Annotated in this window: 26 protein-coding genes and 1 pseudogene; 11 read left to right on the forward strand and 16 right to left on the reverse strand. The window is 42.8% G+C overall.

Features of this window, described 5'->3' with window-relative positions; all coding sequences use genetic code 11:
• Positions 1 to 2: 2 nt before the first annotated feature.
• The 7 genes from OCV54_RS04685 to OCV54_RS04715 all read right to left on the reverse strand — a co-directional run bounded on the left by OCV54_RS04685 (position 3) and on the right by OCV54_RS04715 (position 9,442).
• Entirely contained in the window at positions 3 to 1,538 is a 1,536-nt protein-coding gene (locus OCV54_RS04685) for a Y-family DNA polymerase (RefSeq protein ID WP_055222823.1), read from the reverse strand.
• Positions 1,539 to 1,611: 73 nt separating this feature from the next.
• The gene (locus tag OCV54_RS04690) at positions 1,612 to 3,165 is read right to left on the reverse strand and encodes an MATE family efflux transporter (protein ID WP_242859128.1); all 1,554 of its coding nucleotides are present in this window, start codon (positions 3,163 to 3,165) and stop codon (positions 1,612 to 1,614) included.
• Between the two features lie 25 nt (positions 3,166 to 3,190).
• Positions 3,191 to 4,186 carry an ROK family protein gene (locus OCV54_RS04695; protein WP_022216043.1) on the reverse strand — a complete coding sequence of 332 codons (996 nt, stop codon included), beginning with the start codon at positions 4,184 to 4,186 and terminating at the stop codon, positions 3,191 to 3,193.
• A 228-nt stretch (positions 4,187 to 4,414) separates the two neighbouring features.
• Entirely contained in the window at positions 4,415 to 5,806 is a 1,392-nt protein-coding gene (locus tag OCV54_RS04700; RefSeq protein ID WP_022216044.1) for a uracil-xanthine permease family protein, read from the reverse strand.
• A 67-nt stretch (positions 5,807 to 5,873) separates the two neighbouring features.
• Positions 5,874 to 8,168 (reverse strand): xanthine dehydrogenase family protein molybdopterin-binding subunit, encoded by a 2,295-nt coding sequence (locus OCV54_RS04705; RefSeq protein ID WP_055144149.1) that lies wholly within the window; start codon positions 8,166 to 8,168, stop codon positions 5,874 to 5,876.
• A gap of 12 nt (positions 8,169 to 8,180) precedes the next feature.
• On the reverse strand, positions 8,181 to 8,651 hold the full coding sequence (locus OCV54_RS04710; protein WP_004853235.1) for a (2Fe-2S)-binding protein: 471 nt from the start codon (positions 8,649 to 8,651) through the stop codon (positions 8,181 to 8,183).
• Positions 8,642 to 9,442, reverse strand: a complete 801-nt coding sequence (locus OCV54_RS04715) for an FAD binding domain-containing protein (RefSeq protein WP_022216046.1) — start codon at positions 9,440 to 9,442, stop codon at positions 8,642 to 8,644. Before OCV54_RS04715 ends, OCV54_RS04710 begins: the two co-directional genes overlap by 10 nt.
• 129 nt (positions 9,443 to 9,571) lie before the next feature.
• Between OCV54_RS04715 and OCV54_RS04720 the strand changes: the two genes are divergently transcribed.
• From OCV54_RS04720 to OCV54_RS04740, 5 genes are read left to right on the forward strand one after another with little or no spacing between them, the layout of a single operon-like run.
• The gene (locus tag OCV54_RS04720; RefSeq protein ID WP_022216047.1) at positions 9,572 to 10,705 is read left to right on the forward strand and encodes an ABC transporter substrate-binding protein; all 1,134 of its coding nucleotides are present in this window, start codon (positions 9,572 to 9,574) and stop codon (positions 10,703 to 10,705) included.
• Positions 10,689 to 11,690: a FecCD family ABC transporter permease gene (locus tag OCV54_RS04725; protein WP_022216048.1), complete on the forward strand. Its 1,002-nt coding sequence runs from the start codon at positions 10,689 to 10,691 to the stop codon at positions 11,688 to 11,690. The genes OCV54_RS04720 and OCV54_RS04725 overlap by 17 nt, the downstream gene beginning before the upstream one ends.
• Positions 11,687 to 12,511: an ABC transporter ATP-binding protein gene (locus tag OCV54_RS04730; RefSeq protein ID WP_022216049.1), complete on the forward strand. Its 825-nt coding sequence runs from the start codon at positions 11,687 to 11,689 to the stop codon at positions 12,509 to 12,511. The genes OCV54_RS04725 and OCV54_RS04730 overlap by 4 nt, the downstream gene beginning before the upstream one ends.
• On the forward strand, positions 12,508 to 12,843 hold the full coding sequence (locus OCV54_RS04735; RefSeq protein ID WP_022216050.1) for a winged helix-turn-helix domain-containing protein: 336 nt from the start codon (positions 12,508 to 12,510) through the stop codon (positions 12,841 to 12,843). Before OCV54_RS04730 ends, OCV54_RS04735 begins: the two co-directional genes overlap by 4 nt.
• A complete protein-coding gene (locus OCV54_RS04740) occupies positions 12,776 to 13,870 on the forward strand; it encodes an NTP transferase domain-containing protein (RefSeq protein WP_242859625.1) in 1,095 nt (364 codons plus the stop codon). The genes OCV54_RS04735 and OCV54_RS04740 overlap by 68 nt, the downstream gene beginning before the upstream one ends.
• Here OCV54_RS04740 and OCV54_RS04745 read toward each other — a convergent pair whose 3' ends face one another.
• From OCV54_RS04745 to OCV54_RS04765, 5 genes are all read right to left on the reverse strand, one after another.
• On the reverse strand, positions 13,871 to 14,563 hold the full coding sequence (locus OCV54_RS04745; protein ID WP_004853247.1) for a hypothetical protein: 693 nt from the start codon (positions 14,561 to 14,563) through the stop codon (positions 13,871 to 13,873).
• The gene (locus tag OCV54_RS04750; protein WP_055222827.1) at positions 14,560 to 15,120 is read right to left on the reverse strand and encodes an RNA polymerase sigma factor; all 561 of its coding nucleotides are present in this window, start codon (positions 15,118 to 15,120) and stop codon (positions 14,560 to 14,562) included. Before OCV54_RS04750 ends, OCV54_RS04745 begins: the two co-directional genes overlap by 4 nt.
• Before the next feature lie 185 nt (positions 15,121 to 15,305).
• On the reverse strand, positions 15,306 to 15,536 hold the full coding sequence (locus OCV54_RS14800) for a type III toxin-antitoxin system ToxN/AbiQ family toxin (RefSeq protein ID WP_015534180.1): 231 nt from the start codon (positions 15,534 to 15,536) through the stop codon (positions 15,306 to 15,308).
• 261 nt (positions 15,537 to 15,797) lie between these two features.
• Complete coding sequence (locus OCV54_RS04760; RefSeq protein ID WP_004853253.1) at positions 15,798 to 16,253, reverse strand: DUF3021 domain-containing protein; 456 nt, start codon at positions 16,251 to 16,253, stop codon at positions 15,798 to 15,800.
• 11 nt (positions 16,254 to 16,264) lie between these two features.
• Complete coding sequence (locus tag OCV54_RS04765) at positions 16,265 to 16,711, reverse strand: LytTR family DNA-binding domain-containing protein (RefSeq protein ID WP_004853256.1); 447 nt, start codon at positions 16,709 to 16,711, stop codon at positions 16,265 to 16,267.
• Positions 16,712 to 17,245: 534 nt separating this feature from the next.
• On the opposite strand from OCV54_RS04765, the gene OCV54_RS04770 reads away from it, so the two are divergent.
• The 4 genes from OCV54_RS04770 to OCV54_RS04785 all read left to right on the forward strand — a co-directional run bounded on the left by OCV54_RS04770 (position 17,246) and on the right by OCV54_RS04785 (position 21,277).
• The gene (locus tag OCV54_RS04770) at positions 17,246 to 18,637 is read left to right on the forward strand and encodes a condensation domain-containing protein (protein WP_055222829.1); all 1,392 of its coding nucleotides are present in this window, start codon (positions 17,246 to 17,248) and stop codon (positions 18,635 to 18,637) included.
• A 90-nt stretch (positions 18,638 to 18,727) separates the two neighbouring features.
• Positions 18,728 to 18,976, forward strand: a complete 249-nt coding sequence (locus OCV54_RS04775; protein WP_055222831.1) for an acyl carrier protein — start codon at positions 18,728 to 18,730, stop codon at positions 18,974 to 18,976.
• A gap of 68 nt (positions 18,977 to 19,044) precedes the next feature.
• A complete protein-coding gene (locus OCV54_RS04780; RefSeq protein ID WP_055222834.1) occupies positions 19,045 to 20,610 on the forward strand; it encodes an AMP-binding protein in 1,566 nt (521 codons plus the stop codon).
• 40 nt (positions 20,611 to 20,650) lie between these two features.
• Positions 20,651 to 21,277: a TetR/AcrR family transcriptional regulator gene (locus OCV54_RS04785; protein ID WP_055144123.1), complete on the forward strand. Its 627-nt coding sequence runs from the start codon at positions 20,651 to 20,653 to the stop codon at positions 21,275 to 21,277.
• A 144-nt stretch (positions 21,278 to 21,421) separates the two neighbouring features.
• Here OCV54_RS04785 and OCV54_RS04790 read toward each other — a convergent pair whose 3' ends face one another.
• Positions 21,422 to 22,891, reverse strand: coding sequence for an alpha-N-arabinofuranosidase (locus OCV54_RS04790; protein ID WP_004853264.1), 1,470 nt, complete (start codon positions 22,889 to 22,891; stop codon positions 21,422 to 21,424).
• Positions 22,892 to 23,005: 114 nt separating this feature from the next.
• Here OCV54_RS04790 and OCV54_RS04795 point away from each other — a divergent pair, with 114 nt between their 5' ends.
• Complete coding sequence (locus tag OCV54_RS04795; protein ID WP_055222839.1) at positions 23,006 to 23,800, forward strand: AraC family transcriptional regulator; 795 nt, start codon at positions 23,006 to 23,008, stop codon at positions 23,798 to 23,800.
• Positions 23,801 to 24,005: 205 nt separating this feature from the next.
• Here OCV54_RS04795 and OCV54_RS04800 read toward each other — a convergent pair.
• The 3 genes and pseudogenes from OCV54_RS04800 to OCV54_RS14920 all read right to left on the reverse strand — a co-directional run.
• Positions 24,006 to 24,501 (reverse strand): annotated as a pseudogene (locus OCV54_RS04800) (type IV secretory system conjugative DNA transfer family protein); the annotation flags it as partial.
• Positions 24,498 to 24,656 (reverse strand): hypothetical protein, encoded by a 159-nt coding sequence (locus OCV54_RS04805; RefSeq protein WP_167530871.1) that lies wholly within the window; start codon positions 24,654 to 24,656, stop codon positions 24,498 to 24,500. The pseudogene OCV54_RS04800 and the gene OCV54_RS04805, both read right to left, overlap by 4 nt.
• A 79-nt stretch (positions 24,657 to 24,735) precedes the next feature.
• Positions 24,736 to 25,179, reverse strand: a complete 444-nt coding sequence (locus tag OCV54_RS14920) for a hypothetical protein (protein ID WP_055222843.1) — start codon at positions 25,177 to 25,179, stop codon at positions 24,736 to 24,738.
• 163 nt (positions 25,180 to 25,342) lie between these two features.
• On the opposite strand from OCV54_RS14920, the gene OCV54_RS04815 reads away from it, so the two are divergent.
• On the forward strand, positions 25,343 to 25,527 hold a 185-nt coding region (locus OCV54_RS04815; protein WP_330377943.1), incomplete at its 3' end, for a hypothetical protein.

A 25,527-nucleotide genomic window follows, 5' to 3' on the forward strand; every position in this document is an offset into this window, starting at 1 on the left:
TCCTAAGCCTTGTGACCGCCTATCTGTCCGTTCCTCTCTATCGTCGTACCGCCCTCCTCAAGATTCATTCCCTTAAGGACTGCATTTTTGCCAAATTTCTTCTTGAGCTCTATCATCGCTTTCTGCATGCTCTGCTCCCGCTTCATATCCTGCTGCTTTTTCTCCGTCTCTGCTGCCCCGTCTCCAAAATCATCAAACAGACTGAGCTGCCTTGCTGACTGTTTCTCATGTGCCGCAGTATTCGATATGATATTGTTCGCCGTGACATATATCCTTCTGACATACAATAAAGGATCTACGATCTCTTCAAACAATCCGGTCACCGCATCCATGATGACCTGTGTAGATGATGTATACTCTCCAAGATTCACCGTTCCATGGGCACTTTTCGGTATCTTTCTCCCATACATATCTGTCTGTATCTCTCCGGAAAATTTCGCTCCCGCAGCGTTCTTTTTGAGATTATCTATATCATACCCCACTGTTATGACCATCTGATCTGTCTTGACATTCTTATCCACAAGATCCAGCACGAGCAGATCCGTCATCTCACGGATAATAAGTCTGGCTTTTTCATATTCGTATGGGCATGACAACACCTGTCCTGAACCTATGCTGTTCCTCTCCGGCTTGTAAGCCTTGATATCTGCAATGGTACAAGGCTCCCAGCCCCATGCATGATCTATGAGCAGCTCTGCATTTATACCAAATAATCTGTACAGCAGATCTTCGTTGTAATACTCATCGTCATGTCCCAGTGAGCATCTGGCGATATCCCCCATTGTATAAAGTCCATGACTCTCAAGTTTTCTCGCATATCCTTTTCCCACCCTCCAGAAATCTGTGAGCGGTCTGTGATTCCACAGCTTCTGTCTGTACGACATTTCATCAAGACTTGCTATCCTGACTCCATCCTTATCCGGGGCTATATGCTTTGCCTCAACATCCATCGCTATCTTACACAGGTAGAGGTTCGTTCCTATCCCTGCTGTTGCTGTTATACCGGTCTGTGCAAGCACATCCTGTATGATCGTCATGGCAAGATCGTGCGGACTCATCTTATATATCCCAAGATAATCCGTCACATCCATGAACACCTCATCTATGGAATACACATGCATATCCTCTGGTGCTACATACTTCAGATAGATGTTATATATATCCGTACTGTACTTCATGTAATATGCCATACGTGGCGGAGCGGCTATATACGAAACCGCAAATTCATTATGCTCCGCAAGCTCATTGGAATCGCAGCTCTCCCCGGAAAAGTTTCCACCGGGTGAAAGTGTTCTCCTGCTGGCATTGACCTCCTTAAGCCTCTGCACCACCTCGAACAGTCTGGCTCTTCCAGGTATACCATAGCTCTTCAGCGACGGGGAAACAGCAAGACATATGGTCTTCTCTGTTCTCGACGCATCTGCCACTACCAGATTGGTGGTCAGTGGATCAAGTCCGCGCTCAACACATTCAACCGATGCAAAGAAGGATTTCAGATCTATCGCAATATACGTTCTATCTTTCTTATCCCTATCCACAGCCAATCCCCCTGTCACTTCTTGCTCAGTCTTAATCTTCTCTTTCTGATGCTTATGTGCCTTGGGTCACATACTATACAGCAGCCGTCTCAGCAGCTTTCCCGCCGGCCCGTGTATGCCCCAGCACTTTCCTCGATACGAGTATGTAGGCGATTATCATCGCCGTACCTGTTATTATCCATGAAACTATATACACGTTCAAAAGCATGCCAAAAGAATGATATCGCGCAAACACCGTATATATCCATATGATCCTGAACACTACTGAACCCACAACTGTTATAATAGCCGGCAGCATGGATCTGCCAAGGCCTCTGAGTGCCGCAGCTGTCATCTCATATGTTCCTGTCATCGCCTCAAGGAGCATGACATGCTTCATTCTTATAAGTGCATACTTTATAACCTCTGTATCTGTTGTATAAAATCTCACAAGAAAATCCCCTGAAAGCATCATGACACTGCTGAACACAGCCGTCATAAGCATGCCCTCTAACATGGCAATCCTGAGAGCTTTTCTGCATCTCTCCTTCTCACCTGCACCATAATTCTGGCTCACAAATGTCACTGCTGCCTGTGCGTATGCGGATATGACAAAATATGCAAAATATTCAAAATTAAGACCCGTGGATGAGCCTGCCACAGCATCAGGACCAAAGCTGTTGATTCCGCCCTGTATCAGCACATTTGACAATGAGAAAACTGCCGTCTGTATCGCTGATGGAGCTCCTATCCTGAGTATCTTTCCCAGGCACACTTTATCTATTCGTATATTCTTTATATCGAGTCTGAGTGGACCTTCCTCATGCATCAATATATACATGACTATTCCCGTACTGACAACATTTGATATGACCGTTGCCATGCCGACGCCTGCCACTCCAAGTTTACACACACACACGAAGAACAGGTTGAGTACAACATTGAGTACACCTGAAACTATCAGGCAGTAAAGCGGACGCCTTGTATCACCTATAGCTCTGAGCACAGCCGCTCCAAAATTATAAAGTATGATAAACGGCATTCCCACAAAGTATATCCTCAAATAAAGTACAGCCTGATCCAGCACCCTCTCAGGGGTATCTATGGCCTCAAGAATCGGTCTTGCCACAAACATTCCCGCAACAAGCATAACTATTCCGCATATAAGGGCAAACTTCACGCTGGTATGCACACACCTGCTTATGGAATCTTTTTTGTTCTGGCCTATATAATGGGCCACAAGAACATTCACACCCACTGAAAGCCCCACGAACACATTCACAAACAGGGCAACAACCGCCGCATTGCTTCCAACGGCCGCCAGGGCATCACTTCCTGCAAATCTTCCTGCCACAGCTACATCTGCCGAATTGAAAAGCTGCTGCAGTATACTGCTGGCGGCAAGTGGCATGGCAAATATAAGCATCTTAAGCGCCAGTGAACCATTTAACATATCCATCTCGTGCGATTTTTTTCTATAATCGGTGTTCTTTTCTGTATTCGTTTCTTTGCCTTTTTCTTTGCCTTTTTCTATGCTTTTTTCTATGCTTCTTTCTTTACTCTTTTCTGCGCTCATTCTGATGTCAGTCTCTTTTTCGTCATTGTGCTTCATTCTGATGTCCGTCTCTTTTCCGTCATTGTGTTTCATCCTGATATGATCTCCGTTTTCTTATCTAGTGGGCACCCTCATACTTCTGAAGATAGTTGAAAAGTGCTCCTATGAGATTGGAATCGTTGCCAAATTTGCACAGTCCAACCTGCATCTCATTATAGATCACTGAAAATTTTGCAAGCTTATCCACGTACTTCTTCACGCCCTGTATGAACCTCGGTTCCGCACTGATTCCACCTCCAAGGAGTATGATGTCCGGTGCAAGAATGACATGTATATTCATGCAGTGCTTCGCGATGTTCAGATACCAGTCCTCAAGCACATCTATGACCGCCTTATCACCGGCAGTCTCCCACTCATATATCATCTCACCTGACACTTCATCTTCCCTCATGCCCTTGACTGCTGCCACCTCTCTTCTGAGTGAGCTTACCGATGCCTGCATCGTCCAGGTGACATTGTCCGGAAGTTTTACATGTTTCTTTGTATTCTTGAGATTCGCCTCAAGCGGTACAAGTTTGTCTATATTATCCCTGTTCACATCCTCAAACAGGTACGACATCTCACCGGCAACCATACCTCTGCCGTGGAGTATCTTTCTGTCTATGACTATTCCTCCACCGACACCTGTGCCAAATACCAATACAACTGCGCTGCTATAGTCCTTTGCATTTCCCTGCCATATCTCCGACAATGCTGCACATTTGCCGTCGTTCTCAAGCGCTACCTTAAGTCCATCGCATCTCTCGCTTACAAGCTCGCCTATATGTGCTTTGTCAAGGTAAGGCAAGGCTCCGCCGGCATAACATATCCCGTTGTCCACGTCCACCTGTCCAGGAAGTGATATAGCTATTCCTTGTATATCATATCTTTCCTTATATCCATCATATATCGACTGAAGTGCATCAAGGAATGCATCCAGCCCCTGTTGTATGTTCTCCAGTCCATTCCCAAATCTTCCAGGTGTAGGGAATTTATTCTTCTCCATTATCTCAGCATCTCTGTCCATCACACAATGCTTTATAAATGTTCCGCCTACGTCTATCACAAGGTACATAACTTCTCCTCCATACCGAATATGTTTTATTACTATATATTTTTCAAGTTAAAAAATAGCAGTCTCAAATGTATATACAGTATATATTATACTATATCGAACATATATTCGGAAACTACTATTTTTATGTTAGCATATTTTTTTGTTATCAACAACTACTTTTGTAGCGCAACTTTTTGTTATATATAACAGGGACGTTCCTTTTGTAACGAGGAGCGTCCCCGATTACTACTTTTCTTTAGGCAGGATAATGTTAAGCAGAATTGCAACCATTGCCGCAGGAACAATTCCTGAGCCTCCAAAAACAAGCTGGAGCAGCTGAGGGGCATTTGCTAGAATACCAGGATTGGCTCCCATTCCATAGCCCACGCCCAGTGCTACCGAAACTATGGACAGGTTGCGTGCGCTTAATGGTTCCTTTGTTATGAGCTGAATACCACTGATAACTATCGAAGAAAACATCATAACTGCAGCTCCACCAAGCACTGACTGAGGCATGATCGATACCAGTGCTGCAAGTTTAGGGCAAAGACCACATAATATCAGGAATATCGCTCCTGTTGCAAGCGCAAATCTGTTGACGACCTTAGTCATGGCTACAAGTCCCACATTCTGGCTGAACGATGTATTTGGAAGGACTCCAAACACCGCTGCAAGAGATGAACCCAGACCGTCACACATCACACCACCTGAAAGTTCCTTATCTGTGGCTTCCCTTCCAAGGCCACCTTCCATAACACCTGATATATCACCGACAGTTTCCACCGCTGTTACAATAAACATTATGAGCACCGGAAGGATTGCTCGCACATCAAACACCGGTTTTACAGGCATGAGCTGTGGAATCGCAAACCAGGAAGCATCTTTCACCTTGTCCCAGTTCAGCACCCAGGCTTTTGTATATTCCACACCATCAGCAGTTATACCTGTTCTCGGAAGAACAAGTCCCATTATGATCGCTGCGATATAACCTGCGATTATTCCAAAAAGAATAGATGACGAACTTAAAAATCCTTTTGTCCAGTGCTTAAAGAAAAGGATGACCACAAGGACAAATAATGCGAGCAGAAGGTTCTCCATGGAGCCAAAGTCTGCAGCATTATTTCCACCTCCAAATGAATTTATTCCCACCGATATAAGGCTGAGTCCAATGGATAAAACCACTGTACCTGTTACAACAGCCGGGAAAAACCTGCGCAGAGGTTTCAGGAAAAAACCAAGCACAGTCTCAAATAAGCCACCGATAATGGATGCGCCCATAATCGCACCATACGCAAGCACTCCACCGCCCATGGTTGCCGCCACGCTGTTGAATACTCCTATAAAACCTGAAGATGTACCCATAATGATCGGCACCTTTCCTCCAACAGGTCCTATTGAGAAAAGCTGTATCAGGGTGACAACTCCCGCGATAAGCATTGCGTTCTGAAGCAGTGAAAGCTGAAGATCAGCAAATTCACCACCGACCAGTCCGCATGCTCCTGTGATAATCAATAATGGTGTCAAATTTCCGACAAACATTGCAAGGACATGCTGAAGTCCAAGAGGTATCGCCTGGGAAAGAGGCATCCTTCCATCAAGCTGGAATGCTGTTTCTGAAAGTTTAAACTTATTTTTCATCTGTTGTTTTCTCCTGTATATTTTTTTCATATTACAGATTCTGTTATTCTGCTTATGTTATCTCCAATCACTCTTCCGGCATGGACATAAGAATCTTCTCCGGTGTAATCGGCAGTTCTCTGTGCCATACACCTGTCGCCCTGTATATGGCATGTGCAATAGCAGGTGCCGGAGTGTTGATAACTATTTCCCCTATCGATTTGGCTCCAAAAGGACCTGTAGGCTCATAGCTGTTTTCAAATTCCACTCTCAAATGTCCCATATCCAGACGGGTTGGTATCTTGTATTGCATGAAACTCGACTCTATCGGGCATCCCTTCGCATTGTAGGTGATGTTCTCAAACAGAGTGTGTCCGATTCCCTGAACTATGCCTCCCTCCGCCTGAACACGTGCCAGTGCCGGATTTATGGCTATGCCACAATCCACGACTGCAGCATAATCCAATATCTTCACTTCTCCTGTATATCTGTCAAGTTCTATCTCAACCATTCCGACCATATATGGAGGAGGCGAAACCGGAGATGAATGAGAGACTGTAGCTACAGCGGCAATATCATTTGCGACCTGATCCTTAACACTTATATCAGCCAAGGAAACGCTTTGATCTGTTCCTGTCCGATATGCCCTGCCATTTTCGAAATACATTTCATCCTGTTCACATCCAAGCATTCCTGCTGCAATTGCGCACAGCTTCTTCTTCAATTTATCACAGGCAAGCTCCACAGCCTTTCCTGTTACATACGTAGTGGATGAAGCATATGAGCCGGAATCATACGGTGAAGCATCTGTGTCTGCTCCAAATACCGCCACGTCATCAACCGAGCAGTCCATGCACTCCGCAACCATCTGTGCAAGGATAGTATCACATCCGGTTCCCATATCTGCAGCACCGATTATCAGGTTAAATGTACCATCATCCGCAAGCTTGACCGTTGCAGATCCCACATCCACATTCGATATACAAGAACCCTGCATGGCCATTGCCACTCCTGCAGCCCTGACTTTTCCGTTTCCCATGTCCCTGACAGGGTATTTATCATCCCAGTTAAATATCTCCTTGCATCTGGCCATACATCTGTCAAGAGCACACGCATTTGCAGTTTCACCATAATACGCAGGCATCTTCATTCCCTCGCGCAGCATATTCTGCTCACGGATCACGGTCGGATCTATCCCCAGTTTCTCCGCAAGTTCATTCACCGCAGACTCAAGTGCGAAGATTCCCTGTGTAGCCCCATAGCCTCTGTATGCACCAGCCGCCATAGTGTTCGTATATACAACATCATATCCAAACCTATATGCCTCAAGACCTCCCGTATATAATGGAATTGACTTATGCCCGCTAAGTCCGACTGTTGTAGGTCCATGCTCCCCATACGCTCCTGTGTTGGACAGCGTATACAGATCAAGTCCCCTTATATGTCCATCGCGGTCTGCTCCCAGACGAACACTCACCTCCATCTCATGGCGCGGTGAACCTGCGATCTGACTTTCCTGTCTCGTAAATATGATCTTGGCCGCACGTCCTGTCTTCATGGTCACAAATGCAGGATACACCTCGCTTACCGCTGTCTGCTTTGCTCCAAATCCGCCTCCTATACGTGGTTTTTCCACTCTGATCCTGCTCTTTGGAATGCCAAGCGCTCTTGACAGAATACGACGTACATGAAACACGATCTGTGTAGAAGAAATTACATGAAGCCTTCCATAACGGTCAAGGTGTGTATACGTTCGAAAAGTCTCCATCATAGCCTGGTTAAAGGCTCTCATATGATATCTGTTCTCCAGTACCTCATCACAGTCAGCTATAACAGCATCAACATCGCCATCACCGCCTATATCGCTTGCTATCAGGTTGCGTTTTGGATCGCCTCCTACCTGAACCGGCGGGAACCAGTCGTCCTCAGGATGAACCAATATATCATTATCCTTTGCCTTACGGAAATCCAGAACAGGCTCTAAGATTTTATATTTTACCTTTATGAGTTTCATAGCCTTGATTGCTGACTTTTCATCCTCAGCTGCTATGATTGCAACCACATCGCCCACACACCTCACATGGCGATCCATAATGAGTCTGTCATACGGTGACGGCTCAGGATATGTCTGTCCTGCTATTGCAAACCGGCTATTTGGCACATCCTGCCATGTGTAAATATCTACTATTCCGGGTATTTTTTTTGCTATGGAGACATTTATATCCTCCACAATAGCATTCGCATGTGGACTGCGAAGCAGTTTCACAACAAGTGCATCACCGGGAGTGATATCATCCACATATACCGGTTTGCCAAGAAGTAACTGCATAGAATCTTTTTTTCTAACGGATTTATTAACTACATTATATTTTTTATGTTCCATGAGTTCACCCCTTTACTGTCTGTCATCTGCAGGAATTCTACTGTCTAAGTAATTTCGGATTCCTCTCAGTTGTCCCTCATATCCGGAACATCTGCACAGATTCCCGGCAAGATATGCCCTGATCTCATCATCCGATGGGTCAGGATTTTCTCTGAGAAGAGCTATTGTATTCATCACAAAACCCGGGTTGCAGAAACCACATTGATCAGCACCCTGATCAGCAATGAATCCGGCAAATTCTGCCGCCTCATCCTGAAGGCCCTCAAGGGTCTGCACCTCGTGTCCATCTGCCCTGGCAGCAAGCACCGAACAGGAAAGGACAGGAGTCTGATCCATAAGCACTGTACACAGACCGCAATTTGACGTCTCACAGCCGCGTTTCACACTATAACAGCCATGATCGCGCAGGAAATCTATAAGGAGCATATCAGGAGCTATATTTCCCGAGACGAATTTCCCATTTAATTTAATTTTTATTTCCACTGCTGCTCCTCCTCAATCTTTTTCAATAATCTCTGTCCAAGCACACGTATCAGACGGCTTCTGTATTCTGCGCCAGCACGATGATTGCTTCCAACCGGAACCTTGTCAGAAACCCAACTGGCAAATGCTTTCTCTGTCTCATCAGAAAGTCCCTCTGTGAGCAAGCCTTCTTCATCCAGAACAAGCATCGCCCTTCCAGGCCTTGCTCCCACAGCCAGACGGTATTCTCCATCTACGCATGATGCTGAACAGGCAATGACAGGAAAATCTGTTCTCTGATTGCGGACTGATGCATAAGCAAAAACTCCGGAAGTTTTCCTGATGATCAGATGTACAATCACATCCCTGTCCTGCTTCATGTTGACAAATTCCCTGAGAGGGATCATCCCACCATGATAAAGCTCCACAAATGCATCCATAGCTAAAAAAACTGTCAGAATGTCCGAAAACCCGAAACGTCCCCATATGCTTCCGCCAATCGTGGCGAGATTCCGAAACTGAACTCCCACAATATCCTTCACCGCTTCGCATACTGCACCATGTGTATATTTATTTAATCCGTCATGCAGCTCTATCTGACGGAGTGATGTCATTGCACCAATAATAAATTCGTCATCTTTTTCCTCGATCGTATCAAGTCCCAGATCACACATATCTATGGCTGTCTGTATCAGGCGATCCTGCATTTTTGTCCAAAGCATTCCTCCTATAATACAGCTTCCCTTTTTCTGATTCAGTTCATATGCCTCATCAATACTTTGTGCGCGTACATAATTCTGTATTGTTACCATAAATACTCCTTTTAACATATAAACACAATTTTTCAAAATATATTATATTAAAACATCTTGTCTTTGAAAAGGTGCTTTGTTACAATACCGTTGTATTATTTCAAGAATAACGAAAGGAACATTGAATTCATGAAAACAACTCTAAAAAAACATCTATCTATCATCCTTATCTGTACTATGCTGGCAGTGCTTACAGCCTGTGGTACAGACAGTGCTACGACAACACAGAGTACTACGGAAAGCACCACAGCTGCTTCAGTATCAGAATCAGCTTCCAGTGAAGAAGCATCAGAAGAAATATCATCTGAAGAATTATCTTCCGAAGAATCTTCCACTGAAGCAGATGCTGAACAGACTGTCTACCCTGTAACAGTTACCGACCAGGCTGGCCGTGAAGTTACAATTGAAAAAGAGCCATCTTCTATCGTGAGCGGCTACTATATTTCTTCAAGCCTTTTGATCGCTCTTGGTCTCAAGGATAAGGTTGTCGGTATTGAAGCAAAAGCAGACAAGCGCCCTATTTATAAGCTTGCTGCACCAGAACTGACTGAGCTGCCGAATGTTGGAACTGCCAAAGAATTCAACCTTGAGACATGTGCTGCTCTTTCACCTGATCTGGTTATTCTGCCAATGAAGCTGAAGGATGCAGCCCAGAGCCTGACAGACCTCGGTATAACAGTACTGCTCGTCAATCCTGAAAGTCAGGATCTTCTGACAGAAATGATCAACACCATAGCTACGGCAACTAACACCAACTCAGAGGCTGCAAAGCTGCTCGCATATATAGATTCTCAGAAGGATATGCTTACTTCAGCTCTGTCTGGCGTAGAACCTGAAAGTGTATACCTTGCCGGCAACTCATCATTCTTGTCTACTGCCGGTCCTTCTATGTATCAGTCAAGCATCATAGAGCTTGCCGGTGGAAAAAATGCAGCTGATTCTATCACAGACACCTACTGGTCCGAGATAAGCTATGAGCAGCTTCTTGCATGGGATCCTTCTTATATAATAATCGCATCGGATGCCGAATATACAGTAGATGACATAATGAACGATCCAAACCTTGCAGAATGCACTGCTGTAAAAAACAGCCACGTATATGCTATTCCTGGAGACGTGGAAGCATTGGATAGCCCGGTACCTGCAGGAATTCTGGCATCTGTATGGCTTGCTGGGATCCTTCATCCTGATCAGGTATCAGCTGACACATATACAACTGAAATGACAAATTATTATGAAACATTCTATGGAATCAACAACTAATAACAAACGTAAAAATAAAAACAACGCAACAATAATTATTATACTGGGAGCTGTCATTCTGGCAGTTCTCAGTATATTTTCTTTTTTTGTCGGAAGATATCCTCTTACACTGAATGGATTGCTGCAAGGTGATGACATGCAGTGGCGTGTATTTCTCACGCTTCGCGCAAGCCGCGGAATCATCGGCTGTATAGGGGGATTTGTTCTCGGCATAGCAGGATTTGTATATCAGACTGTCTTTAAGAACCCATTGGCTTCTCCAGACATCATAGGTGTATCCTCAGGTGCAAGCGCAGGTGCCGCATTTGGCATTCTGTTTTTGTCCGGAACAATGTCTGTAACCATATCTGCTTTTGCCGGAGCCATATGCTGTGTGATACTGGTTCTGATTCTGTCATCGCTGACATATGAACGTGATGGAAAAAGCATAGTACTGGCAGGCATAGCAGTACACAGTCTTGCCCAGACCGCTCTTGTGTGTCTGAAACTGACTGCCGACCCTGAAAAACAATTAGCATCAATTGAATACTGGATCATGGGAAGTCTTAATGACATAAGCATATATTCCATTGGCTCAAACGTAATACTATGTGCGGTCTGCCTGCTGATAATGTTCCTGTTGTACAGACAGATCATAATGCTCTCCCTTGATGACGCAGAGGGCAAAATGCTTGGCGTGAATGTTAACCAGATACGAATGCTGGTTCTTTTGATCGCAACCCTGGCAACTTCAAGTGTGATCAGCATGACAGGACTTATCAGCTTTATCTCTCTGCTTGCTCCGCACGGAGCCAGAATGCTGCTCAAAAATAACCGCTTATCAACTATGCTTCTGAGTGGTCTTATAGGTGGATGCCTTCTCACTTTCGGTGATATACTTGCCCGCAGTGTATGTTCCACAGAACTACCGGTCAGTATATTCACAAGTATCATAGGAGCACCATTTCTTATCTATCTATGCATAAGGAGGAAACCTGTAAAATGAGTATATTAAACATATGCGACCTGTCAGCCGGCTACCACCACAGCAGCCGCACAAGCACCACAGATGTGCAAAATGTGATAAATAATATCAGCTTTTCTGCAGAAGAAGGTTCAATTGTTGGTATACTTGGTGAGAATGGCTGTGGCAAAACAACCCTTATCAAAGCAATCGCCAATTTGATTCCGCATAGTGGCTGCTGCGAGTTAGATAATCTCCAGCTGGAACATATGCCTCACAAAAAACTAGCACAGCTATGTGGATATATCCCTCAAAAAAGCGGCATATCCATAGACATATCTCTCTTAGATGTTGTCATGATGGGATTTAACCCAGAGCTTAAGCTGCTTCAGCCCCCTACTGAGGCCATGAAGGAAAAAGCTTATAAAGTTCTTGCAATGGTCGGACTTGATTCACGGATAAACGATAATTTTCAGACATTGAGCGAGGGTCAAAAACAGCTTGCCCTGCTGGCACGTACATTTGTGGCAAAACGGAAGCTTTTACTCCTGGACGAACCGGAAAGTGCACTGGACTTCAGGCTGCGTTACCAGATCATGAACCTTCTGTGCAGCTATGTTGAACGAAACCACGCGGTGTCCCTGGTAACGCTTCACGATTCATCACTTGCATTAAATTACTGCAACACTCTTCTGGTTTTATCGGAATCCAAACTGATTGGTGAAGTATATCCCGATAAAACACCCATTGAGGAAATGGAAATGCTTCTGTCCAAAGTTTATGGTACAATCAGTATCAGAGAACTTCGCAACCGTCAGGGAAAGCGCCAGCTTGTCATGATGAAGGAGGATGATATGCATTGAGAGCTGCTATTAAAATAACATTTTTTGATGATAATGATGAGAAATTCTTTGGTGAAGGTCCATACCGCCTTCTTTTGGCTATAGAAAAAACCGGTTCTCTCCGCTCAGCATCCCAGTCCATGGGTCTTGCCTACAGCAAAGCATTCCGCATGATAAAAAACGCTGAAGAGGCGCTGGGATTTTCACTTACAAGCCGCCAAGCAGGCGGCAGGTCAGGTGGGGGGAGCACGATAACACCAGAGGGAAAGGAATGGCTGAAAAAATATGAACAATACAGAGAAGCCTGTATTCAGGCCGGAAGCAAATTGTATATGGAGATCTTTTCTGACTAGCCAAAAGAAACATGTCGTTATTACCGGTGACAGGAAAAGTGGCAAATCAACACTTCTCTCTTCACTTTTCGACAGACAAATGCCCGGAATTACATCATGGGCCGTCCCAAAAGAAGGCGTGTACATGAAAAATAACTCTAGCGGTGAAGTTGTACGTATCGGCAGATTCTGCTCTGATGCCACAGGTTGCGAGAACCTCATGCAACCCATTAAAGATTCCTTTAACAGCACATGTATTGCTTTTTTAGAAAGCCTAGCAGACACAACAGCACCATGGATTACTGTAGACGAAATTGGATATCTCGAAAACACATCATACGATTATCAAAAAGCTTTCGAAAGGCTCATGAATAAAAAGCGGATCATTATGGTCGTTCGAAAACAGGATCTCTCATTTCTAAACTGGCTGTGCAGCCATAAAGATGTGTTCCTTGTTGACCTTGACAGACCATTTGGCAATTCCGGATGTATCATCATGGCTTCAGGACAGGGAAAGCGCTTTGGCAGCAATAAGCTCATGGCTGAATATCACGGACAGCCACTCATAAAGTGGATACTTGATATAACAAAAGATTTGTTTGCCAGACGACTTGTTGTCACCATACACCAGGATATTGAAAAGCTTTGCACAGAATATAGTATACCGGTAATCCTTCACTCCTCTCCATATCGGAATGATATGATCCGTCTTGGTCTGGATACAATTGGTTCTTATATTGACCGCTGTGCTTTTATTCCTTCCGATCAGCCACTCATAAAGACGGAATCTATAGCATCACTATTATTATGTTCTAAAAATGAGCCATCATATATATGGAGAACGTGTTATGACAAAACACCAGGAGCACCTGTGATATTTCCAAAAGAATATTTTGATGAGCTTATGTCTCTCCCACAAGGAAAAGGCGGAAATGTCGTTGTCCACAGTCACGAATCTCAGGTAAGGCAGCTACCTGTCACCAGCAAGACTGAATTGATGGACATTGACACACCAGCAGATATGGCGCGGCTGAAGGAACGTCCCTGATTATTCTTGGATTTGACTCAAATCAAATGCACCGTTCTCAATCAACTTCAAAATTGTGTCTACCAAGTTGTTTTTTACAGTTTCACTTTCATTTTCAACGCCAGAATACTCTACATAAATAGTGTTCTCTCCCATATCAAAGGTTGCATAATATATTACGGTTTTGATACCTTGACTATTTGACTTTGTTACGAAATATCCTGCATTGATATCAACGCCGTCTACACTTGAAGTGATTGTATTTCCATCAATGATAGTATCTAATAGATTTACACCCTGTTTAGATACTACCATTCTTGTATCACCAATTTTTCCCTCAAGACCCAGAATATTATGATTGTCAGCATCAAAGTAAGCATCTGCGGTAACAGGCAAGTCTGCAAAAAGCATTTCAATCTCAGCATCGCTCAAGGGCCTTGTTGTTACATTTAAGTTAATTGAAGATTGTGATAAGTCATTTTTAACAAAAGTAATTGTTTCTCCACCATCCAGCGTGGCAATATCGTTTTTTGTACCAAACAGATTGCTTTGAAAAACTCCCACTCCAATCACAGCAACGAGTACGAAGCAAGCAGCAACAGACACCCATTTTTGCCGATTAGTTATTTTACTTGTTTTTTTCATAGGTTCAGCCTCCTTAATATACTGATTATCGACATTTCCCAATGCCCTTAAAAGTTTCTTTTCTTTCATACAGAGATACCTTCTTTCTCTAACAATTTTTTAAGTTCGTTCCTTGAACGAAATAATGACATCTTGATTTTGCTCTCGCTCATATCATATTCCGTTGCAATTTCTTTAATGGGCGATAAGTACCAATATCTTCTCATAAAGATTTTTCGCTGTTCTAATGACAGGGAAGAAAGAAAGCGGTTGAGAATATCCGTTAGAGCAATTTCTTCAACAATGTTTTCTGTACTATCCAACGATGGTATGCACTCTTGTATTTCATCAAGAATCAATGGCATTTGCCCGCTATTACGTTTCTTTGCATTGAGCAGTTCGTACCTGTCCAAAGATAAGTTGCGAGTAATCTTCCCTAAAAAAGTTTTTAGGACAGATGGACGGTTAGGCGGTATGCTGTTCCAAGCTCTTAAATAAGTATCATTTACACATTCCTCGCTGTCTTCGTCATTGTGAAGAATATTAAAGGCTATGTATCTGCAATACTTTCCGTATTTTTTTGAAGTTTCGGATATAGCAGCTTCGGAGCGCTCCCAATATAAATCTAATATCTGCTTATCATCCATAGGCTTCTCCTCCTCCTTTGTATTAAGGCCTTTCACTCTAATAGACGGGGAAAATGTGTCAAGCGTCACTTAAATTCAAAAGATATTTATTCAAAGATTAGCTTTCATTTTTTGAAAGAATATAATAAAACAGCAAAAGACATACACCAACAAGTCTCTTAATATTCAATGCGGAAAATTACAATTCATACAATCTTTTTGAAATCAATTTTATCCCTCATTTTTTCATGCTTTTCCTTTGGCTTAGATAAGGGAACACAATACTTATGTTCATTACAAATAACAAGCACTCCAAGAAAAGGTCGCTCGTCCTTACCAATCTGAGGAGATACCGATAAAACTCTGTCATCTATATTATGTAAGTTTCTGATGTATTTCATATCAATACGATATACTTCTAATGGTGCTTGAATCATTCATTTCTTCTTTAAAATATTTCAAGGACTATGTTTCCATAGTCCTTGAATGTAGTGTCACCGTAGCGACCCTAACGCTTTTTGAACGTCCACTTATCGGCAGGACCCTCCTTCAATATTATTGAACCAAATGCCATTCTTTTGTCAATGAATTTCTAAAAATTCATAATCTTTTTATATTTAGCACAAATCATTTTTCAGCCTCGTAGAGCGAAATACACCCACCGCACAAATCTTCGATTTGTACTCTGTGTATTTCGACTAATTATTCTTTTGAATGCCTTCTTTTATCTTATAAATACGTATCTTCCAAATCAAATATTGTACTATCCAAACTACAACAAATATTGCAACAAAAATAGCAAAATAGCTTAATACACCTTTAACAGAATGCTCCATCCATTCGCAAATATATGCAACTGTCATCATAAGTACAGATACAATTCCAAAATAAATGCTTGTTTGTTTTAATAAACTCCACTTATCTATTTCCCAGATAACAGATGCTCCTGCAAATCCTGCTCCAAGAACGGCACTTAAAACAGTCTGTATGATAATCGCTGTTACCTCATTGCCAAATCGTTCAATCAAACTCGGAACACATGAATAGTAACTACCATCACCGATTGCAAGTGAAATTCCAATTGTAATCAAATAACTAATTACAATTCCACCCAATAATCCAACAAATATTCTAGAAAATAATTCTTTTTTCATTTTTAGTCACCTCATAATCCTAATACTTTTTTGATCTTTGAAACATATCTTCTGGAAACATAACTTACAGTCCCATTCGATAATTCCATACAAATTGTTCCTACAAAGCTTAAATCAAGGCTTTTAACCTTCTTAAGATTCACAATTTCTGAATTTGATATCCTTACAAACTTACTGTTATCCAATCTTTCTTCCGCTTCATATAGTCTCAATCTAATTTGATACGTACCATTGTCTGTTTGGGTAAAAACTTTACTGTCTTCTGCGTAAATCTTTACTATGTGATCCGGATCTAATAGTTCGACCTTATCCTCTCTGATACCGGAAATAATTGTTGGAGCATCATCTAATCTGCTTACAAAATCAACAACTCTGTTAACTTCTTCCGTCATCTGTGCTGTTGTAATCATAATTTCAGGTTCTTTAGCTTCCGCATCGATATTAATATTCAGTTTCATGATTTTCCTCCTTTCTTGCTTTGTAGTATATCTGGATTAGGATTATTATCTATACTTTATCAATAGGTGGTAATTTTTTCTACCTAACTGGTCAAAAACAATGTTTTCGCAGTTGATTCCTTCCCTTGTTTTTTCCCTTATGAGGGTTCATAAACAAGGGTAAAACGATATAACACAATACAAGATGTGACGGGGAGGACACCCACGAAAATTTTAGTATTTTCAAGGGTTTGCCGAGATTTCTATAACCAAATATAACAGTTATTAAATTTCTTAAAATACCTCAAGTGAGAATTCAAATTTATCGCTCTGATTTTTAATACATGTAGGGACGTTCCTTCTGTCACCAAGAGTGTCCCCCTGTCTTATTCGTTACAGGGGGACACTCTTGGTGACAGAAGGAACGTCCCCGATTTCCCCGATTTCCGGTCAATTTCATCTAAAGTGTCCATTAGCGGATCCGGCATATTGAATCCTTATTTTTCTTGTGATAACTTTTCCCACAGCGTATCAGAACATCAGGAGGAGTAAATTATGCCAAGAAAATATTATCCATTAACACCTTCACAAAAGATACATTTCAAACCAATTATTGAATTTGGCACTCAGCAAGTCGCAAATATAAGCATTTGTATGACTCTGCAGGCGCCGCTAGATTTCGGTTTGCTGAAAAAATGCATACAGCTGGAGTACGAAAGATACGAATGCCTGCGAATCCGTTTTACAAAAGTTGACCAAAATGGAGAGGTACGGCAATATGTTGTTTCTCACGATGACAGAGATATTGATTACGAAAACCTTTCATGGCTTTCCGGTGATGACGCTTATCACCGCATGGAAGAATGGTCCAGAATTCCGTTTGACGGGGACAATGTTCCAATGAATGTGATAAAAATGATCTCGCTTCCGGGTGGCTACAATGGGCTGTACATCAAAATCGATCACAGACTCATGGATTCATGTGGAGCTATCGTCATGGTGAATGACATCATGGAACTGTACTGTCATTACAAATTTGGCACGCCTTATCCCGAGGACATGGCAAGTTTCACTGACATGGTCGAACGTGATCTTAAAAAAAGCACAGACGAAAAACGTGTCTCAAAAGACCGCATGTACTGGCAAAATGTGCTGGAGGAAAATGGAGAACCTATTTACTCCGATATACAGGGACAACGGATACTTCAGGAAAGCAGACGCCTTCACAATGACAAGTCACTTCGCGCTGCAGATCAGGAGATCAACGACCTGTCTGTCGCTACAAAGAACTATCACCTGGATGCTGAGCCAACTCAGAATCTTCTGGATTTTTGTATGAACAATCACATATCCATGACCAACCTCATTCTCATGGGAATACGAACTTATCTCTCCAAGGCAAATGGCGGACAGACTGACATCTCCATAAGGAATTATGTTTCAAGACGTTCCACCCATGCTGAGTGGGTATCAGGTGGCTCTCGCGCAATGGCATACCCTTGCAGAACCATCATTGATCCGGACACAGAGTTTCTAGATGCAGTTTTCATGATTCAGGATGTTCAGAATCATGTATACCGACACTGCAATTATGACCCGGAACTTTTGTCTGACCAGATGAAAGAAATGTTCCACACTCCTCCACACACTACTTATGAGAGCGTGGGGCTTACTTACCAGCCTCTTCCTATCAGGCTTAAAAATCCGCATCTCGAAAACATTTCCGTAAGGAGCATGTGGATTCCAAATGGTACATCAAAACAAAAGATCTATCTCACCGTCATGCACAGTGCAAATGATCTGGGTTTGAATTTCTATTTCAGATACCAGACCGCAAGTCTCTCCGAACAGGACATTGAACTGTTCTACTACTACCTTATGAAGATAATCTTCAAAGGCATTGCCGAGCCAGAAATGACTGTGGGCGAAATCATCGAATGCATCTAACTATTTTTTGGGGGCGGAGGTTCCTGACCCCCTTCGTGGGGACGGAGGTGCCTGACCCCATTTGATTAATTCAAGAAGGAGATTTTTAATATGAATAACAATATAACATTTTTAAACATTGTTGCCGAATACTGCAATACACCAGCTGATGAGATCACTAATGATATGCGATTCATAGAGGATTTGGGATTTAGCTCCCTTGATTTCATGACTTTTCTCGGAGACCTTGAAGATACATTTGACGTGGAAATCGATGAAGATGAGATCATCAATATTCACACTATAGAAGACGCCATCAAGTACCTTGACAACCTGACAAGCTCTTCTGCATCGGTTTAACATTAAAAATCTGGGACGACGGAGTATGTCCCATTTTGCCTCACATAAAAGAAATGGAGATATAATATATGGAAGAAAATATTCTGGAAATTGTTGAAAAAAGCTGTCAGATACATAGAGATGTAATAGCTGTTAAATATCTGTCTCACAGAGATATTGTCGAAAAGAGCTACGGAGATCTGTGGGATGACATTCGCAAAACTGCTATCATTTTGCGAAATAATGGACTCTGCGGAACACATATTGCACTGGTGGGAAGCAGCTCTTATGAATGGATCTGCGCCTACATGGCTATACTTTTCACGGGAAATACTGCTGTACCGCTGGATGCAAACCTGTCTGCTCCGGAATTACATGAACTTCTGAATAGATCAGAATCAACTGCATTATTCTGCGGAGCATCCAGAAAAGATGTGATAACAGAACTGAAAGCAGATTGTCCTAGAATGAATGTTGTATTCACCATGGAAAAGAAAGTCGATATAGAGCGTCCGGAGGGTGCAGATTCAAATCCACAATTAGCAATTTTGTCATTTGAACAGCTCCGCAGCGAAATTACCATACCGGATGACTTTGCATTTGCCGATCAGGATAAGGATAAAATGTGTACGCTTATGTATACCTCTGGAACAACAGGTAAAAGCAAAGGCGTCATGCTGTCTCAATTCAATCTCGCACAAAATGTTGAAAATGTATATGTAAATCTGGAACCTGGTGTAACTATTCTGAGCGTTCTTCCTATACATCACGCCTTCTGCCTGACAATGGAATGGATGAAGGGCATTTCACTGGGCGCCACTATCTGCATCAATGACTCGTTGCTACACATGCTGAAAAATATGAAACGGTTCCAGCCCGTTGGCATGCTGATGGTTCCTCTCATGGTAGAAACCATTTACAAAAAACTCAAAGACGTCAACCCTCTCCTTCCTAAAAAGCTGGTTGCAAAGGAAGCATTTGGCGGTAAACTGGAATATATATTCTGCGGAGGGGCATATCTGGATCCTATGTATGTTACCGAATTCAAAAAATACGGAATAGACATACTCCAGGGATACGGCATGACTGAATGCTCCCCTGTAATTTGCTCCAACAATCACAGATACAACAGACCCGGATCCGTTGGCAAACTCCTGGACAACTGTGCTGTTCGTTTTGTCGATGAGGAAATTCAAGTAAAAGGCACAAGCGTCATGTCCGGATACTACGACATGCCAGACGAGACCGCAGAAGCTTTTCAAGACGGCTGGCTCTGCACCGGAGATCTTGGTTATCTCGACTCCGATGGTTTCATGTATATAACCGGAAGGAAAAAGAACCTCATCATTCTGGCAAATGGTGAAAACATATCCCCTGAAGAACTGGAAGGGAAGCTTTCTATAGAGCCCCTTATTTCAGAAATAGTCATTACCGGCGACGGCAACCATCTCACTGCTCACATATATCCAGATCAGGATTTTGTAGATAAGAAACATATGGATGCAGCCAGGACTTCTGAAAAATTGCAAAAAATTATTGATACTTTCAACAAAAACCAGCCAACATACAAAAGGATCTCTGCACTGGATATAAGAAAAGAGCCGTTTGAAAAGAGTTCGACAAAAAAGATCAAAAGAAATCTCGTACAACAATAGACTCACACGCATTATTGTTGTAACATTGCTGTATTAGATAGTGACAAAACTGCAGCACCAAGCCAGACAGCAGATAAAGGAGACAGCCATGATCAACTCAACCGATCCCCGATATGATAGAACTGAAAGTGACCTTCTAGATGCATTCAAGATACTTGCAGGTCAAAAGGCTCTGAACAAAATAAGCGTGTCCGAGATAACCAAACTCACAGGTGTGACCAGAAGCACATTTTACAACCACTATGAAGACATGCCTGCTTTCATCAATGCCATGGAAGACCGCATCATCGATGAAATATTTCAGATCATGAATAGCTTCAAACCAGAAGGCAATCTTGAGATCTGCCACCAGTTCTTCAGGTCTCTATGCGAATACATGAAAGCAAATAGATTTCTCATGATCATCATTGCCACACCTGAGGCTTATGATTTCGTGGAAAAGGCACTGACAATGTTCCATAGATACGTGCGATTAATTCTGGAAAAATCCAGCAAGACCGGCCTGGCCCAGGAGAAATACTCATACGCCGTAGCATACGCAATAGGCGGCGTGGTTGGTATCCTGCACAAGTTTGCGGTGGATAACTGTCAGGAAAGCAGCGACAAGGTGTCTGCTTTCCTGACAGAAGCGTTTCTGGATGGTATGAGACCGTATTTGGGGGTGTAGGCACATCTCTTCATCTAGTGGTGTTGGGGAGATGTGTTTTTTATACATTCTCACATAAAGAGCTGCGCTTCTTTAATGAAACGCAGCTCTTATGCTTATATTTTTATTATAAAGACGAAATGCACTGTGAATATGCCCCAATATTTAGTCAACAACACATTCCACAACAGCACAAGGCGGAATATTCAGCTTTAAAACATTATCCTTGATGACTGCCGTATGCTCGGTAATGCTCACCCTGTCGGGACAGTCGAAGTCGTTATAGCTGTGCGCCTCGTTTGTAAGTATCCTGCACGAAACCGATGATGCTTTAAATCCGAAAATGCTGCATTCAACAGCAGCCTCTTCCGTAAGCGAACAGTTTGCGGCGGTAACGGTCATACTCTTTTCGTTCACCGATGCGGAAACCGAGATCATCGGAGCATTTTTGCCTTCCGACATATTTTCGTTCTGCGTATAGCAGTAAACTGCCTCGTTGTTTTGGTGTGTTTTAAAAAGGTCGAAAACGTGATATGTAGGCGTTTTTATCATCTTATCGTCCTCTGTAAGAATGACCGATTGGAGAACATTCACCGCCTGTGCAAGGTTTGCCATTACAACACGGTCGCTGTGTCTGTTAAAAACATTCAGCTCTATTGCAGCAACGATAGCATCACGCATAGTATTCTGCTGATATAAAAATCCCGGGTTCGTACCCTCTTCTACCTTATGCCAACAGCCCCACTCGCCTATTACAAGTCCTATTTTCTTTTCGGGATCATAGCGATTCATTATCTCCGAATGTCTTGTGATAAGCTCATCGGAAAAGTTCGCTGCAGCGATAGTTTTATAATAAAGCTCATCGTCAAAATCGGTGGCTGATTCCATTTCGGGCCATACGGGCATCGTATAATAATGCAGGTCGATAGCATCAACATTATTGCTGTCAAGATTTTTCATCATGACTTCTGTCCAGTTATAGTCGGCAGAGCTTGGACCGCAGGCTATTCTGTAAAGTCTGTTTCCCGAATAATTGTGGCAAAACGTCTGATACCTTTTATAAACGTCGGCGTAATATTCGGGACGCATATTTCCTCCGCAGCCCCAGTTTTCATTGCCGACACCGAGGTATTCGAGTTTCCACGGCTCGGCTCTGCCGTTCTTCTTTCTCTGCTCTGTGAGAGGCGATTCCGCATCTGAGGTCATATATTCTATCCATTCGGACATTTCACGAACACTGCCGCTGCCAACATTGACGTTTATATAAGGCTTGCAGCCAACAAGCTCACAGAAGCGCATAAATTCGTGTGTACCGAAAGAATTATCCTCCGTAACTCCGCCCCAGTTCGTGTTCACGATCTTTCGGCGCAAGGCTTTTTCACCGATACCGTCCTGCCAGTGATATTCTTCCGCAAAGCAGCCGCCGGGCCAGCGGAAAACTGGAGCTTTTATATTTCTGAACGCCTCGATGATATCATTCCTTATTCCGTCTGTATTCGGAATAGGTGAATTTTCACCCACATATATACCGTTGTAGATACATCTTCCGAGATGCTCGGAAAAATGTCCGTATATCTCGGGAGAGATATGTCCGAGCCTGTCGTCTGCATTTATTACTATTGATATTTTTTTCATATTATACCTCTGCTGCATACTGAATTATTATATTATCAATGTAAGTCATTGACTTTGGTATTGCAATGACTTATAGTATTATTATACTAACCGTTCGTACTTTGAGGTGATGATATGATAAGTATAAACACAGTCTGTCAGAATGTAAGACATAAAGGGAATTTTGAAATATGCAGACCGGATGGTTCGGGAGATAATCTTCTTGTTATCTTCAAGACCTCCGCTGTTCTGATACAAAACGGTGAAGAAATAACCGTTTCTCCCAACAGCCTCATTTTATACAGCAATGGAACAATGCAGCATTACAAAACTCTGTGCGGAAGTTATGTTAATCACTTTGTCCATTTTGATACGGACGATACCGAGCTTATGAATGGGATAAAAACTGACACGCTTATCACCTCGGCGGATATTCCTGCAATTGAAGAGCTGCTTACGATATTATGCCGTGAAAATGTAGCCGATTCGACCAACAGGAAACAGTACGAAAATATGCTTATGCAGATGATACTTATGAAAATATCCGAAAGCAGCATAAACCCTGACAGCGATAAAAGCCGCATTTCCGCTCTTGAAATGCTCCGCACCGATATTTACAGTAATGCAGGGAGCTACAGCAATATATATCAGCTTGCTGAAAAAATGAATCTGAGTCCGTCATATCTTCAGGCAATATACAAACGGAAATTCGGGATAAGCTGCTATGAAGATATTTTATCCGCAAAGATCAAGACAGGACAATATTATCTTTCGACCACCGATATGACCGTTAAGGAAATATCCGACCTCTGCGGATACGGAAATGAGATATGCTTTATGAAGATATTCAAAAAAAGAACAGGGATCACACCGAGTGAGTACAGGAAAATTTCCAAGAATGATAATTTGAAAAACAACTTTATATGGTAAGAAATAAACTTTTATGATGAATTTTTTTGAACATTGCGCAGATATTGCTTCGGTTGGCATAATTGTTGATTTTACTGAAGATACGGAAACATATATCGTCGGCTCTCCTGCAGATATTAAGGCTTGGGCGTACAGCGACTGTCCCCGAAAAGCTCCGACAGGAATTATGTGGCACAGCAACAAACTTGGCAATCTCGTCAAGGATATAATCATCCGGCAATGCAACATTTGCAAATTCATCAAGCATGAATGTCACATGAATCGGTAATCTGCCACCGCAATTGAAATCTGCCTGATAATATAACTCCTGGAATATCTGTGTATATAACATTCCGATAATGAAGTTATATGATTTATCACTATCTGGAATTACACAGAACAGAGCTGTCTTTGTTTCACCATCCCCATTTACTCCTATCCCTATTTCAGGCAGATTAAGATCATCTTTTGAAAGCAGCCTGAGTACCTGTTTATTTTCAAGAAATGCCAGTCTGGAATTTGCACTGATAATAATAGAACTAACGGTATCTCCGGCACCTCTCATACATTTGTTATACTGCTTTACCGCCGGATGATTAGCTCCAAGAGGATTGTTCTCCTGTAAAAACTTCATTCTTGTATCCAGTTTTGACGACTTACCCTGCTTTCTCCCAGAACGGATCAGATGGGGTGGCACCTTTAGGTGTCGTGTTGGCAATCAGGCAACATCTGCTTCCTGCAAAGCCATTGCTTCTCTTGCAATCAGAGCCTTTACAAGCTCCTCCTGCGTATGCTTTGCGTTCTCTGCGGGCATTGCGTTGACAACGAAAATGGTGCCGCCGATTCTCTCTACAAAGCCGGTTTTCATATCCTCCACGGTCATCACCTCCCTCCGTAAAAATAGGGGCGTCCGTTTCCGAACGCCCCGTTACCAGCCGAAAAAGGATTATTCCTTTTCATAGATTGCCTTGAGTGCTGCGTAAAGATTTCTGCCCTCGTCCTCCGTGAGCGTGATACCCTTCCCGCAGCGCTCGTGGTTCGGATGCTACTCTCGGATGTCCAGCTTGGCGGCATTGCCGTTCCCAATCATTTCTGCCCCGACGGTGTTTGGATTGTTCTTTTCGGGCGGCTGCTCTGTCCTCCCGTTCCTTGCGCTCCTGCGCTTCCTTGATACTGAAAAGCTCCTTGACCTTCTTCACAAAGATCTCCACCAGCTTTGGAAAGTGTTCCAGTGCCTGCAAAAACGGCTGGCATTTTTCTTTGAGCCGGTCATACCGTTCCTGCAATCGTTCCACGGCAGAGGACGCATTGAAATACTGTCTTTGATAGTAGGAAACGCTGCTTGCAGCTCCTTTCGCATTTCCTACAAAGCTCGTTGTATTTCTTCCTGCCACGCTCATCAAGAAAGAACGCCCATTCTTCCTTGAGGTATTTCGGCATACGGGGCATAGCGAGCACCTCCTTTGTGCTGCCTAATTGCCGATTTGCTCCCGAAATGCAGAAACGCCCAAAGCCTCTCCGAACTGTCATTTTTCTGGGCGATTTTGGGCGTTTTCTTTCGATATGAGCGGCTTTATTTTAGCGGCGGTATCCTTTACCGCCAACCATTCAAAAGCCGCTGTTTGTCGCTTCCGGGTAACAAAAAAGCGCCGTATCGCTGATATGTACCCTCTTTACTGGACAACCAGTAAGGAGGGTATTTTTATGCGTTATAGTTATGAGTTTAAAATGATGTGTGTTGAATTGTA

Origin of the sequence: Coprococcus aceti, assembly GCF_025567285.1 — a bacterium.
GTDB lineage: Bacteria > Bacillota > Clostridia > Lachnospirales > Lachnospiraceae > Coprococcus > Coprococcus aceti.